The organism is Litorivivens sp. (genome assembly GCF_057445395.1).
In genome coordinates, this window is sequence record NZ_JBVBUV010000001.1 from 100,574 (window position 1) to 114,284 (window position 13,711).

General features: G+C 54.6%; 9 protein-coding genes. 5 read left to right on the forward strand and 4 right to left on the reverse strand.

The features are described from left to right. Positions 1 to 53: 53 nt before the first annotated feature. Positions 54 to 1,550, forward strand: coding sequence for a CoA-acylating methylmalonate-semialdehyde dehydrogenase (locus tag AC222A_RS00405; protein ID WP_372758175.1), 1,497 nt, complete (start codon positions 54 to 56; stop codon positions 1,548 to 1,550). 260 nt (positions 1,551 to 1,810) lie between these two features. Next, positions 1,811 to 3,757, forward strand: a complete 1,947-nt coding sequence (locus AC222A_RS00410) for a pyrroloquinoline quinone-dependent dehydrogenase (RefSeq protein ID WP_372747485.1) — start codon at positions 1,811 to 1,813, stop codon at positions 3,755 to 3,757. A 59-nt stretch (positions 3,758 to 3,816) separates the two neighbouring features. On the opposite strand, the gene araC is transcribed toward AC222A_RS00410, so the two are convergent. After that, the gene (gene araC / locus AC222A_RS00415; protein WP_372796602.1) at positions 3,817 to 4,971 is read right to left on the reverse strand and encodes an arabinose operon transcriptional regulator AraC; all 1,155 of its coding nucleotides are present in this window, start codon (positions 4,969 to 4,971) and stop codon (positions 3,817 to 3,819) included. Between the two features lie 133 nt (positions 4,972 to 5,104). Between araC and AC222A_RS00420 the strand changes: the two genes are divergently transcribed. Together AC222A_RS00420 and AC222A_RS00425 are read left to right on the forward strand one after the other, a co-directional pair. Beyond that, complete coding sequence (locus AC222A_RS00420; RefSeq protein WP_372747487.1) at positions 5,105 to 6,877, forward strand: N-acyl-D-amino-acid deacylase family protein; 1,773 nt, start codon at positions 5,105 to 5,107, stop codon at positions 6,875 to 6,877. 146 nt (positions 6,878 to 7,023) lie between these two features. After that, a complete protein-coding gene (locus AC222A_RS00425) occupies positions 7,024 to 7,149 on the forward strand; it encodes a hypothetical protein (protein WP_372747488.1) in 126 nt (41 codons plus the stop codon). 141 nt (positions 7,150 to 7,290) lie between these two features. On the opposite strand, the gene AC222A_RS00430 is transcribed toward AC222A_RS00425, so the two are convergent. Then, complete coding sequence (locus tag AC222A_RS00430; RefSeq protein WP_486774539.1) at positions 7,291 to 8,910, reverse strand: AMP-binding protein; 1,620 nt, start codon at positions 8,908 to 8,910, stop codon at positions 7,291 to 7,293. A gap of 153 nt (positions 8,911 to 9,063) precedes the next feature. On the opposite strand from AC222A_RS00430, the gene AC222A_RS00435 reads away from it, so the two are divergent. Beyond that, on the forward strand, positions 9,064 to 11,397 hold the full coding sequence (locus AC222A_RS00435) for a TonB-dependent receptor (RefSeq protein ID WP_372747490.1): 2,334 nt from the start codon (positions 9,064 to 9,066) through the stop codon (positions 11,395 to 11,397). 115 nt (positions 11,398 to 11,512) lie between these two features. Here AC222A_RS00435 and AC222A_RS00440 read toward each other — a convergent pair whose 3' ends face one another. Next, a complete protein-coding gene (locus AC222A_RS00440; protein WP_372747491.1) occupies positions 11,513 to 12,328 on the reverse strand; it encodes a TauD/TfdA dioxygenase family protein in 816 nt (271 codons plus the stop codon). Positions 12,329 to 12,450: 122 nt separating this feature from the next. Beyond that, the gene (locus AC222A_RS00445; RefSeq protein WP_372747492.1) at positions 12,451 to 13,635 is read right to left on the reverse strand and encodes an acetyl-CoA C-acyltransferase; all 1,185 of its coding nucleotides are present in this window, start codon (positions 13,633 to 13,635) and stop codon (positions 12,451 to 12,453) included. Between the last annotated feature and the right edge of the window lie 76 nt (positions 13,636 to 13,711).

Below are 13,711 nucleotides of genomic sequence, written 5' to 3' on the forward strand. Positions count from 1 at the left end.
CGCTTTCCACGGCACTGGCGGGCAGGCTTAACGCAAATTTAGAGGTAGCAGATATGACCATAGTCGGGCATTTTATCGGTGGCAAACATGTTGCTGATGCTGAGCGCACACAGGATGTATTCAATCCTGCCACCGGTTCACCGGAGAAGCAGGTTGCGCTGGCCAGCAAACAGACCGTTGAGTCTGCAATTGCCGCTGCTGAAGCTGCGTATCCAGCCTGGCGCAATACGCCACCGCTGAAACGTGCCCGCGTGATGTTCAAGTTTAAAGAACTGCTGGAAAAACACGCCGACGAAATTGTTGCGCTGATTACGGCGGAGCATGGCAAAGTGAGCAATGATGCCATGGGCGAATTTCAGCGCGGTGTTGAAGTTGTGGAATACGCGTGTGGTGCTCCGGAGCTATTAAAAGGTGAGCATAGCAAGAACGCCGGTCCGGATATCGATTGCTGGAGCGAATTTCAACCGTTAGGGGTTGTGGCGGGAATTACGCCGTTTAACTTCCCTGCGATGGTGCCTATGTGGATGTATCCCATGGCTATCGTGTGCGGTAACACCTTTGTGTTGAAGCCTTCTGAGCGCGACCCTTCGGCGTCGATGCGCATTGCGGAGCTATTTCAGGAAGCGGGACTGCCCGACGGCGTATTCAACGTGGTTAATGGCGACAAGGTGGCCGTGGATACCTTGCTGGCGAACAAAACCGTTCAAGCGATCTCGTTTGTGGGTTCTACCCCGATTGCTGAGTACATTTACAGCACGGCGACTGCCAATGGCAAACGCTGCCAGGCATTGGGTGGCGCGAAAAATCACGCCATAGTTATGCCCGACGCCGACCCGGATTACGTTGCCGATAACCTGATGGGCGCGGCTTACGGTTCAGCCGGTGAGCGCTGCATGGCGATCTCAGTTGCGGTTGCTGTCGGTGATGAGGCAGCAGATACGCTAATTGAAAAACTGAAAACCCGTATGGCTGATTTGAAAGTTGGCCCCGGTACCGACGTCAGCAATGATATGGGGCCGCTGATTACTTCTGCCCACCAGCAGAAGGTGAAAGGCTACGTGGATCTGGGAGTGAAAGAAGGTGCCACTTTAGTTGTAGACGGTCGTGCGCTGGAAGTGGAAGGTCACGACAAGGGTTTCTTCCTCGGCGGCTGTTTGTTTGATCACGTAACAGCGGAAATGAAAATCTATCAGGAAGAGATCTTCGGTCCAGTGCTGTGTGTGGTGCGGGTGGAAACCCTGCAAGAAGCCATGCAGCTGATAGACGATCACGAGTACGGCAACGGTACCTGCATTTTCACCCGTGACGGTGAAGCCGCGCGCTACTTTACTGACAACATCAAGGTCGGCATGGTGGGCGTTAATGTACCGCTGCCGGTGCCGGTGGCCTATCACAGCTTTGGCGGCTGGAAGCGCTCATTGTTTGGCGACCTTTACGCCTACGGCCCGGACGCGGTGCGTTTCTATACTCGTCGCAAAACCATTACCCAGCGCTGGCCTTCAGCCGGGTCGAGCGAAGGTGTTCGTTTCGCCTTTCCAACCAACAAGTAATTCCCCTGCACAACTAAGACGCTGCGCCGGCAGCGTCTCGACGGTTCCCTTCCTTGGTCGTTGTGACCGCCCGCTTCGGCGGGTCCTTTTTATATCCTGCTTGTGCTTTGCGCGAGCGCGCCGCCGTACTCATGCATAAAAGATTACTAATTCATTGCGCGTGGGTGACGCGAATTGACCCACAGTGTTTCACAACTATACAATGATGTTGATCAATAGCGACGCATGCGCGCCGACAATAACGCATAGAGACCCCAATTATGATCAGCAGGTTAACGCAAAAAGCAGCCGGCATCGGCCTGATCGGAGCCTTGTCCAGTGCTCCTGTTTTCTCAGCCAGTTTTGCCGATCACCAGTCAGGCACCCAGTTTTCATCGCTAGACCAGATTAATGCGAGCAATGTGGCCAACCTTGAGCTGGCCTGGGAATTCCACACTGGAGACCTGCCTCCTGAGGATCTGACCGGCAAACTGGTCGCCTTTGAAGACCAGCCTACTCTGGTCGATGGCAACCTGATGATCTGCAGCACCAAGCGCAAGATTTTTGCGATTGATCCGGCTACCGGCAAACAGCGCTGGATGTTCGACCCGAAAGACCCGCTGGAAACCGGCATTGGTATGCGCAAGTGCCGGGGTATCTCCCACTGGGTAGACAAACAGGCCGAGGCGGGTGCAGCGTGTGCGTCGCGTATTCTGCTGGGCACGGCGGATTATCGTTTGCTGGCGATAGACGCCAAAACCGGCAAACCCTGTGAAGGTTTTGGTGAGATGGGCGAAGTGGATATTCCCATCGATAAGCCGGAAATCATGCCCGGCGAAGTGATTGCCACCTCGCACCCGGCGGTGATTAACGATGTGATTGTGGTCGGCTCATCGGTGGCCGATAACCAGCGCGTTAAAGCGCCCAGCGGTCGCGTTATGGCCTATCACGCGCGCACCGGAAAGTTCCTGTGGCAGTGGGATCCTGTGCCTCGCGACGCCAGTGACCCGGCGATGAAAACCTGGAAAGACGGCACCAAAAATTTTGGACAGGGTAACGTCTGGTCGTCGATGGCGGTCGATGAAAAACTCGATATGGTCTACCTGCCTACCACCAGTACGTCCAGCGATTTTTATGGCGGCGAACGTGTGGGCGACAACAACTACACCACCTCGGTCGTCGCCCTGAAGGCGAGTACCGGGGAAATTGCCTGGCACTTTCAGGTGGTACACCACAACGTATTTGATTACGACATACCCGCGCGCCCGATGCTGATCGACTACCCGAAGGGCGACGAGATGGTGCCGGCGTTGCTGCAAAACACCAAGATGGGGTTGGTGTTCATCTTTGATCGCGAAACTGGCGAACCGCTGGTGCCGATTGAAGAGCGCCCGGTTCCGCAGGAAGGTTTTGTAAAAGGAGAAGTGCTGTCGCCAACCCAACCCTTCCCGGTGGGAATGCCGGCGCTGGTGCCGCAGAAGTTTGATCTGGACGATGTGTGGGGCTTTACCCCGATCGATCGCCACTTTTGTAAAAAGAAAGTTGAAGGGCTGAACTACGGCCCGATTTATACCCCGCCTAGCGAGAAAGGCACGGTATTTATGCCTTCTGCCGGTGGCGGCCCCAACTGGGGTAGCGGCGGCTACGATCCAAAGAGCAACATCATGGTGGTGCCGGTAAACCGCATGCCGATGATTGTGAAGCTGACGCCGCGTGAAAAATCCAATGTGAAAAAGGAGGACGGCCAGAATGTCGAAGGTCTGTCCATGACCTTCGACGTATTGGATTCGCCCTATATTCCCACCATAGAGCCGCTAATGTCCTCACTCGGAACGCCCTGTTCAGCGCCGCCATGGGCGAGTCTGGTGGCGGTGGATATCGTCAAGAAAGAAAAGGTATGGGAAGTACCGCTGGGCGGCCTTGAAGCGATGATGCCATTCCCCATTCCGTTTATTGACACCAATCTCGGCATGCCGGGGGCGGGTGGCCCGCTGGTCACCGCCGGTGGCGTGGTCTTTATCGGGTACAGCATCGATGATGTCTTTCGCGCTCACGATCTCAAGACCGGCAAGGAACTTTGGCGCACCAAGGTACCGGCGGCTGCCGTGGCGGTCCCGGTAACCTACGAGGTAAATGGTGAGCAGTACATTGTTATCGCAACGGGTGGCCACAGCATGTTTGGTTCCACCCTGGGTGACTCGGTGGTGGCGTATAAACTGAAAAAGTAGGTTTGGTTTTCCATTGTAACTCGCAAAGAAGCTCGCCTCGCGCGGGCTTTTTTGTGGCTTTAGATTATTGGATCCCCGACAAGGTCACTTTGTTGCTGGTTGCGATACTGTTTCGGGCTACAGCCAATATGTTGGCGAAATGTACGTGAAAAATACGTGGGGTCACTAAAGCCAAGCTGTGTGCCAATACTGGAAATGGGCTCGTCACTGCTGCGCAATCGATGCGCCGCTTGAATCAGTCGGCGTTCGTTGCGCCAGCTAAACACGCTCAGCCCCGTGTGGCTCTTGAACAGGGCCGCCAGTCGCGACGGCGACATATATACCGCCTCTGCCACTTGTTCCAGGGTAAATGCCTCGCTCAGATGTTCTTCCACAAAACGCTTCGCATTTTCGACACGCTCGTCGCTAACCCGATGGTGGGAGTCGGGGAAATAACTGCGACAGCGCAGAATGAACTGGAGCAGTAGATTGGCTTCTAGGTCGTGCATGACGGCGGTGGGGTGAAGGCTGTTATCCATAAGGTCGTTGAGTATTGTCCGTATGCGATTTCTCTCAGATTGTGGAACATTTACATGGCCGACATGGGGCGCTGGCATAGGCCAATCAAGGTGGTGACGCCAGTCTGTGTGCGGATGAAAGGAGAGCCAGTAATGGTTCCAGCGCGCACTGTCTGGGGAGCGGTTGAGGTGATACATGGCATTGGGTGGCAGCAGTAGTACATCGCCGGGGCCAATACGCATATCACGGATTCCGGCTTTGAGCGTTGCCTGACCTTTTACGGTGTACAGAATAACCCAGCGAATATTCCGCGCCGGTTGGGATAGCTCTACATCGAAGGGGCTGCCCGCTTCACGTTCGGCAAGACCGATAACAACAGGTTGGCGAATAATGGCGTTGGTGTCGAGTACCGAGGCGTATTGGTGGTGAAATTCCTCGGCTTCCTGTTGGGTAAATGTGTCGCGTTCGCCCAGTCTTTTTGTCCAATGGGTGGCAAGCTCTTTTAATGAGGCCTGACTATCGAGCTCGCGCTGGATCTGGGTAATCCAGTCTCGAAAAACGGCCAATGTCACGCTAACGCCGCGATTCACGAAGTAATGATGGAAGCGGCGCAACTGCTGTTCGGGTAGGTTGTGGCGCTGAATCACCCTCAGCATAGTCATCGCTGTCTGCTGCAGCTCACCGGCTTCAGTAATATCGTTAAAGTCTTTGGTCATATCCTTCTACCGGCTAGTGCTAATCAGGCATATATTCATAGTGAAGCCTGATATCAGGGCGTTTGGCAAGTCGAGTCGCCCGGTAAAATCATTAAAGTTATTCGAATAAAAAGACGACCAGGAGAAAGTGATCATGTCTGCTCAAGATCCCACAGCTCGATTGATTCAAGGTGGCACGATAGTTGATGGCACAGGCGCGCCGGCCTACCGTGGTGATTTGCGTATTGCCAATGGAGCTATTCAAGCGATTGCCCCCGAATTATCGCCAAACGATGGAGAAGAGGTGGTAAATGCCAGCGGCTGTATTGTCAGCCCCGGGTTTATTGAATCCCACACCCATTTCGATGGAGCCATGTGGTGGGATCAGACACTGGACCCCCTGCCGGGTTTTGGGGCGACCACCGTTATCATGGGTAACTGCGGTTTCAGCGTGGCGCCAGTGCCTGACGACGAAGCGGTGCGCAGGGAAGTGGTCGGTATTTTTTCGTTCTTTGAAGATATTCCAGAATCCCCCTTTATGACAGAGCTGCCCTGGGACTGGCGCAGCTGGCCTGAATACCAGGCTTCTATGCAGCGCAACGCATCTTTGCCCGCTAACTATGCAGCCTTTTGTGGTCACATCGCGCTGCGACTTGCGGTAATGGGGATGGAAGCCTGGGAACGCGCGGCGACAGCCGATGAGATCGAACGCATGGCATTTATGCTGGATGAAGCACTTGCGGCGGGAGCGTTGGGGCTATCAACTAACTTGATGGACCATGACGGCGAGAACCGGCCAGTACCCTCTCTGCACGCGGACGACGCGGAGTTTCGCGCTCTTTTTGAAGTTATGGCACGTCATCCCGGCGTCAGCTTTCAGGTAATTGTCGATACTTTCCGCAATATGGCAGCGCCCGACCAGCTTGAACGTATTGCCCGGCTGACAGAAGGTCTTGATATCAGGGTTCAGTGGGCTGGCCTGCCAACTCTGGTTTTCCAGCGCGATCTGATGGGAATTCAGGCACCACTGGCTGCCATGCACGAACGGCTGAAAACTGAAGGTCGTGACTTCTGGACGGGCTATGCGCATATCCCAGTGACGTCCACGGCCAGTGTGCAAAGCTCTTTGTTGTTTGCCCAATCCAATGACTATGTCTGGCACGAGGTTGTCCTTGCAGAAGGTGACGACGCCAAACGGGCACTGCTGAAGGACGACAGCTGGCGCGAGCGCGCTCGGGCGTCTTGGGATAACGATGTATTTGAATTCTCGCCCTTTGCCAAGGCTCGGGCACCGCACATGTTATTGCTTAATTCGGAGAATAATGCGGGGCCAATTGGCGTGACGTTGGGCGAATATGCAAAGCAGATTGGTGCGCCGCATGTCTCTGATGCGATGGCGGAGTGGCTGATTGCCAATGGTCTTGAATCAACAGTCACCATGCCGCCTTTCGAAATGGATACCGACATGGTGATCAGCCTGATCCGTGATAAAAAGTCGGTCGGCAATATCAGTGATGCTGGCGCGCACGGCCAGATGCTGTGCGGCGGCGGTGAAAACATTCGATTGTTTACCGAGTTTGTTGCCAAAGGACAGATCACCCTTGAAGAAGCGGTGTGGGTGCAGACTGGCAAGCTTGCCGACCATTTTAGTCTCCGGGATCGCGGTAGCCTGCAGGTAGGCAAACGGGCGGATATTGCGGTGTTTTCGCTGGACGAGATTGCGGAGAGAGACCTTAAAAAGGTTTATGACGTGCCCATGGGTGATGGCAATTTCACATGGCGCTGGACACGCGACTCAGCTCCTATGCGTCTGACTTTGGTGAACGGTTTGCCAACGTTCGAGAACGCCGCAGCAACGGAACAGCGTCCAGGGGAATGGGTGGCGCCGCATGTGTCCGCAGCTCAGCAGCAGCGCGAAACGGCTTGAGTGGATTCTGCTTCCGGTGCCGTTTTGCCCGGAAGCAGTCGACCCGCGCGGAAAAATGCATACGCTTTGTCGATTAATCCATAGGCACAAAGCTGTAACTGGCGTTTACTGATTGTGGCTGAGCGTCAAAAACTACGTGACGCCAGATGACGGAAATCGATAAATCTAATATCGAAAATGCCTTTCTTGATACCGAGTCGCTTGATGAAGATCGTTTGGCAACGCTATTCAAGTTTCGGCACGAGGCCATTAAGCGTAAGGCTTCGCCGTGAGGGTCAGGAACTTAATAACAAACGAGTTTAGCTGTTGTGCAGCAAGGCGGGACAGGTCGTTAAAAAGTATAAACGGCGTAAGGGTGTTGCCATTGAATGATCTGGCAGGTCATAGATCTAAAGCCTGTACAAGCCGATGGTTCAGTCTTTGCTGTTTTTAATCAACGCAGCGCGAATTTCGTGCTTGAGCACCTTGCCTGAGGCATTGCGAGGCAGGCTCTCCCATATATCTACCTGTTCCGGTATCTTGAATTTGGCCACATTGCGCGCCACCAAAAACTCAAGCAGGGCTTTCACATCTAGCATTTTGTCGCCCTCGGCAACAATGACCGCGCAAACCCGCTCACCGGTTTTGGGGTGAGGGCGGCCGACGATGGCGATATCCACAATATCGGTATGTTCCAGCAGTAAGTCTTCGAGTTCTTTGGGTGAAATATTCTCGCCGTTGCGAATGATGATATCTTTGGCTCGGCCGGTGACTTGTATGTAGTCACCAATATAGCGACCGATATCGCCGGTGCGGAAATAGCCTTCGTCGTCAAAGCTTTTAGTGTCGTCTTCGGCATGTAAATAGCCCAACAACATCTGCGGACCTTTGGCGCAGATCTCGCCTTCGCCCGGTAGCGCCGCAGGGTGTTCTGTCAGCTTGATCAAAGCGATGCCGGCGCGACCATCGGTGTCTGCAGCAAATTCCAGCTCGTTAGGCAGAGGTGCGCCAACCGTGGTTACGGGTACTTCAGTAGAACCGTAAACTCGGGTAACGCAGGCATTGGGGAAGTAGTCTGCGGCTTCACGAATCAATTGTGGCGGTACGGCGGCGCCGCCACAGATGAAGGTTTTCAGTTTTTGCAGGTGCGTGTTTTTGCTACGTGCCGCTGCCAACAACTGTTCCAGAAATGGCGTGGCTCCGGCCATATGGGTGCAGCCCTCGGCTTCCATCAGATCGATAGCGGGTTCTGGTTGCCAGGCTTCCATCAATACCGCGCGGCTGCCTAACAACAAGGGGCACTCAAACGCATAAATTGAACCGCCGATATGGCTAATGGGCGAGGGCACTAAAAAGGCATCGCCTTGATCTATGCGCCAGTGCTTTCCGAGCTGCTGTATCAGGGCGTGTAGGGTGTTATGGCTGTGCAGCACGCCCTTGGCGCGGCCGGTGGTGCCAGAGGTATACATCACCATTCTGATATCGTCCGGGTTCAGTCTGGGGAGTTCGATGGCGGGCGTCTCGGCCTGGAGCAGGGTGTCAAAGGCGGTATGGTGACCAGGGCTGCCGCGCAGAACGATCACTTCAGGAGGCAGCTCCAGTTCGGCGATTACCTCATCGGCGAGGCTGCGGTAGTCAAATTTACGGAACTGGGCTGGAACAAACAGAAATCGGCTGTCGGCGTCCTCAAGAATAAAGCGCAGTTCGCGACCACGTAGATTGGGTAGCACCGGGTTGGCGACCATGCCCGCCAAGGTTGATGCTAGGTAGATGACAGCGGCTTCATGCCAGTTCGGTAGCATAAATGACACGACGCTGCCGCTGGGTGCCCTGGATAGTAGCAACTTGGCCAGGTGGCTTGCCTGAGTGTGCAGGGTCCTGCAGTCGAGCCGCACATCACCGTCTACCAAAAGTACTCTCTCAGGGGTGGTATTGGCGGCTTCCCGCAGGGCATCAGCCAGTGTGGTGCTGACCCAATGTCCGTCTGCATAGGCGGCATCTTTCAGGGCTGAAAAGCGTGCAGAGCGGGCGGTGTCTGGTTTAAGTCGCTTCATGAGGCTGTCTTTGTGTCTGTACCGGGTTTCCAAAAGAGGTATTGCTTATTAGGCAACAGTGTTGTCTTATATTAACCGCTACTATAGCAGCATCGGGGTGGGAAGGCACGGCGGATTCCCGCGTTGAAATATCATAACAACGAAGCTGAACGTATGAACAAGTTACTTGTGCCGTTGCTGGCAGCCCTGCTGCCCACACTTTTCCTTCCGTTAAAGGCTCGAGCCCAGCTTGAAGAGGTGGTGGTGACGGCCCAGAAGCGAGAGCAAAATCTTCAGGATGTGCCGATGGCGGTAAGCGCGGTGGGACGCGAGCGAATAGAAGCCAGTGAAATCAACAATATTGAAGATCTGGCGAAGATTGTACCGTCATTGCGTTTTACCGCTGATGCTTACATTAACAGCTCCGTCAATATTCGAGGCGTTGGCACCAATGTCTACAGTGTCGCGGTGGAACCCAATGTGTCGGTAATGCTCGATGGCGTGCCGTTAGCGCGAAACAGTCAGATGAATTTTGATTTTGCCGATATTGAGCGGGTGGAGGTACTGCGCGGACCACAGGGAACACTGTTCGGGAAAAATGCTTCAGCGGGGCTGGTGCACGTGATTACCCGTGATCCGGCGCAAGAATTTGAAGCTCGGCTGCGCTTCAATATTGAACATCCCGATGATTTCCCCGGTAGTTTCACAAAGCTGCAGGGTACCGCAAGCGGGCCGCTGACAGATACGCTGGGATTGCGGATAACGGCATTTGCCAGTCAGCGTGATGGTCATCTGGAAGACGTATCGCGCGCAGATCATGTGCCAAAATCCGAGCAGTTAGGGGTGCGCGGTAAGCTGCGCTGGAACGCCTCCGATACTTTGTCCTTACGTCTTAATCTGGAGGCGCAGCGACGGGACGGTACAGGTGAAGTACTCACTTATCGAAGTGGCAATCCGTCGCTGCGCGAGCGCAGTCGCCCGATACAGTTCAGTGACGAAAATCGGCAGGGCAGAAGTGCGGGTGACAATGTGTCCGATGCGGACGGTAAGGCGGCTTCGTTAGCGGTGGATTGGGATCTGGAAAGCATGGTGCTAAGCTCCGTGACAGGATTTCGACGTTCTATCAACGATGACAATATCACTGCCGCTGCACTCGATGGTGCTCGAGTGGACCTGAGTAATAATTATTCAGAAATAGAGATTGAAACCTTTACCCAAGAATTGCGGTTAACCTCCGCCAACAATCCGGTGTTCGAATATACGGCGGGAATGCTGTGGTTTGATAATCGCGTAACGGAAGATTACGACCGAGCGATTGAAGATCTGTCTGCGGCGGTGATTGCCGGTACGGTGGCACCAGGGCTGGTTCCCATTGGTATTGGTGACGGGTTGGGCGGCAATGATGCGGTGAGCCAGTACGATACCCGCGATGCAGAGGTGGATATAAGCAATCTTGGTGTTTTTGCTGAAGGCACTTGGCATTTCGACGATCGTTGGCATTTGACTGTTGGTGCGCGCTTTATCGATGAGGAGGTGAGCGTGCTGCTGGAGCGTACCTCGCGATTGGCGCATGCGACAACCAATGCGACGGCAACCAGCAGCGAGTTTGCGGCTACGCGGGCAACAGTTACTGATGAAACCGTGACGGGAAAGCTGGCGTTAATGCTGGACTGGAACGAAAACGTCAATCTGTATGCGGCAATCTCCACGGGGTATCGTGGCGCTACGTTTGATGTCGCCGGGGAAGACCCCGCGCAGGCATTGGCTAACCCGGTTGACCCGGAGAAGGCTAGGTCGTACGAAGTAGGCGTAAAATCCCGACTGTTTAATAATAGGCTGGAGCTTAACGCCACGGCTTTTCTGACTTACTTCGAGGATTTTCAAGCGCAGATAAGAGATCTGGAAAATACTGGCTCAATTGTATCGCATCGGCTGGATAACGCAGGCGAGTTGGAGACGCGCGGTGTAGAAATTGAGTTCCATGCCCGGCCCATACCGGAGCTTTCAGTGGTGGGCTCTGTGCTGTTTAACCGCGCAATCTATAACGATTTTATCACCCAGTGTTTTCCCGGTCAGGGGCCGAATGAGGGAGGGGCGATTGATAGCGATGGCGACGGCAGCTGTGATGCTCAGGACGTGAGTGGCGGCGTGCTGGCCAACGCACCCAAGCGCAGCGCTTCTTTGACCACTCGTTACGATCATCTATTTGACTCAGGCTCGGCGTTGTATGGCCAGGTAACGGGGCGCTGGCAGGACGATGTGCAGTTCACCAACGAGCAGCAGCCTACCACCGTACTGGGCGCCTATAGTGTGTGGGATATGCGTCTGGGCTGGACTGGTGCCGGCGCGCGCTACGAGATTGCGGGCTATGTGAACAATCTATTTGCTCAGCGTTATGTGCGTAACCTGATTCCCCTGACCCTGTCGGGTGATCGCCGGGATATTGTGCACAATATGTCGATGGGGGCAGATAGGATATTTGGCGTTTCGTTGGGGTATCGGTGGTGATGTTTGGTGAAGGTTGTAAAAAAGCAGCGGGGCATTCTAATTTCTAGTCTCTAGGTCCACATGTACACATGCCAACATATCAACAAAGTAGAGGCGCCGCTGCAGTCGAGAACTGTTAGCCGCTAAACGACTCTTCGCCGGCAAGTTTGGTGCGGTGCATCATGCGGCCGCTGTCCAGCGGGTATCGCGTTGCGCGGTGCATGGTGCCGGTGTTGTCCCAGATTACCAGGTCTCCCACGTTCCATTTGTGGCGATACACAAACTGCGGTTGGGTTGCGTAATCGCGCAGCTTAACCAGCAGTTCGCGTCCGGCCTGATATTCCATGCCTTCAACGTAAGCCGCTGTTGATCCCAGGACCAGCGAGTTGCGACCGGATTTGTGTTTCCACACGAGCGGTAGGGTATTGGAAGGCACCCGGCGCCACATCTGCATGGTTTCGTAGCTGGGCTCCGGGTGAACATATTGTTGAGCATTTTCGAGACTGTGTACGACTTTCAGATTGTCGTATTTGGCTTTGTCTTCTTCGCTTAAATCCTCGTAAGCGGCATAGGTATTACTGAACTCGGTGTCGCCGCCGGTTTCTGACAGTTTTTTCGCGCTGAGGATGGAGGCCAGAATAGGTACATCCAGTGTGGTGCCGTCAATGTGCCAGAAAAATGCGCCTTTGAGATAGTCCGCTTGCGGGTTTTCTTTAGTATCCAGTGTTACTTTGTAAACACCTTTTTCACCTTCGTCGATTACATTGCCCAGCGTTCCGGTAAAGGCGAGCTGCTGTTCGTCGCTCATGTGCACTTCTTTGAATACCACGACGCCGCGCTGCTCGAGAATGTCGCGAATCTCCGCCGCGTGTTTGCCGCTTAGTAGGGTGTCGATATCGGCTTGAATTTCGGTGCCGATACGAGGGCTCAAATCACGTGTGCTGAAGGTCATGGCCAACTCCCGGTGCTGGGTAATTCGACGAAGCCATGAATGTACAAGAGAAATCATTGTTGGTCAACAATGGTGTCTAATAGTGCCACTTGCGACGGGCAGCCGCAAGTGGCACTAGTGTGTCAGGCTACCTCAAACAGGCCGGCTGCCCCCATACCACCGCCGATACACATCGAAATCACGACATATTTCACGCCACGGCGCTTGCCTTCGAGCAGTGCGTGGCCGGTCATCCGCGCACCGGTCATGCCGTAGGGGTGGCCGATGGAGATAGCGCCGCCGTTAACATTGTATTTGTCAGGATCAATACCCAGGTGGTCGCGGCAATACAGAGCCTGGCAGGCAAAGGCTTCGTTTAGCTCCCACAGGCCGATATCGTCAATTTTCAGACCGTGCTGTTTGAGGAGTTTGGGGATGGCGTAGATGGGAGCAATCCCCATTTCCTCGGGGGCATTGCCTGCCACCGCCATACCGCGGTAGATGCCCAGAGGCTGCAGGCCACGCTGTTCGGCGAGTTTGCTGTCCATCACCACGCAGGCGGATGAGCCGTCGGAGAGTTGGCTGGCGTTACCCGCTGTCACGTGACCACCTTCAATGACAGGCTGCAGGCTTTGCAGGCTTTCCAGTGTGGTTGATGGACGGTTGCCCTCGTCCTGGCTCAGCGTGACTTCTTCGAAGGTGACTTCCTTGGTCTCTTTGTTTACGACCTTCTTGGTTGCCGTAATCGGCACAATTTCATCGTTGAACTTGCCGGCGGCTTGGGCGGCTGCCGTACGCTGCTGTGACAGCAGGGAAAATTCATCTTGAGCGTCGCGGCTTATCTTGTAATTACGGCTTACGGTCTCTGCGGTTTCCAGCATGGCCATATAGGTGTGTGGATGCAATTTCACCAAGTCTTCGTCCTGCGCATCCCAGGCCATCTGAAAGAACTGCTGGTTCAGGGCAGTGATATTTTCCTGTCCCCCGGCCACCACGATGTCCTGTCCGTCGACAATGATCTGTTTAGCGGCGGTAGCTATGGACATCAGTCCAGACGAGCACTGCCGATCGATCGTCTGGCCAGGTACGGTGTTGGGCAAGCCCGCCGCCAGCGCCGACAGGCGACCGATATTCAGGCCAGCGGTGCCGGCGGTCAGTACCGAGCCAATCACACAATCGTCAATTTCAGCACCCTCAATGCCAGCGCGTTCAACGGCGGCGCGTATGGAATGAGCCATCAACGTAGGTGACTTCATATTATTCAGGGCGCCCCGGAAGGCTTTGCCGATTGGAGTACGGGCGGTGGAAACAATAACGGCTTCTCTCATAGCTGGGCTCACTGTGTGCGGAATGGGTCGTTGGTCGGTCGCAGGTTGGATTGCCGCGATCGCATAGTGTAGTCAA

Excerpts from the sequence above, each read along its gene's own strand:
- AC222A_RS00440 (WP_372747491.1), bottom strand. The coding sequence starts at position 12,328 with ATGACCTTCAGCACACGTGATTTGAGCCCTCGTATCGGCACCGAAATT.
- AC222A_RS00430 (WP_486774539.1), bottom strand. The coding sequence starts at position 8,910 with ATGAAGCGACTTAAACCAGACACCGCCCGCTCTGCACGCTTTTCAGCC.
- AC222A_RS00420 (WP_372747487.1), top strand. The coding sequence starts at position 5,105 with ATGTCTGCTCAAGATCCCACAGCTCGATTGATTCAAGGTGGCACGATA.
- araC (WP_372796602.1), bottom strand. The coding sequence starts at position 4,971 with ATGACCAAAGACTTTAACGATATTACTGAAGCCGGTGAGCTGCAGCAG.
- AC222A_RS00435 (WP_372747490.1), top strand. The coding sequence starts at position 9,064 with ATGAACAAGTTACTTGTGCCGTTGCTGGCAGCCCTGCTGCCCACACTT.
- AC222A_RS00445 (WP_372747492.1), bottom strand. The coding sequence starts at position 13,635 with ATGAGAGAAGCCGTTATTGTTTCCACCGCCCGTACTCCAATCGGCAAA.
- AC222A_RS00405 (WP_372758175.1), top strand. The coding sequence starts at position 54 with ATGACCATAGTCGGGCATTTTATCGGTGGCAAACATGTTGCTGATGCT.
- AC222A_RS00410 (WP_372747485.1), top strand. The coding sequence starts at position 1,811 with ATGATCAGCAGGTTAACGCAAAAAGCAGCCGGCATCGGCCTGATCGGA.
- AC222A_RS00425 (WP_372747488.1), top strand. The coding sequence starts at position 7,024 with ATGACGGAAATCGATAAATCTAATATCGAAAATGCCTTTCTTGATACC.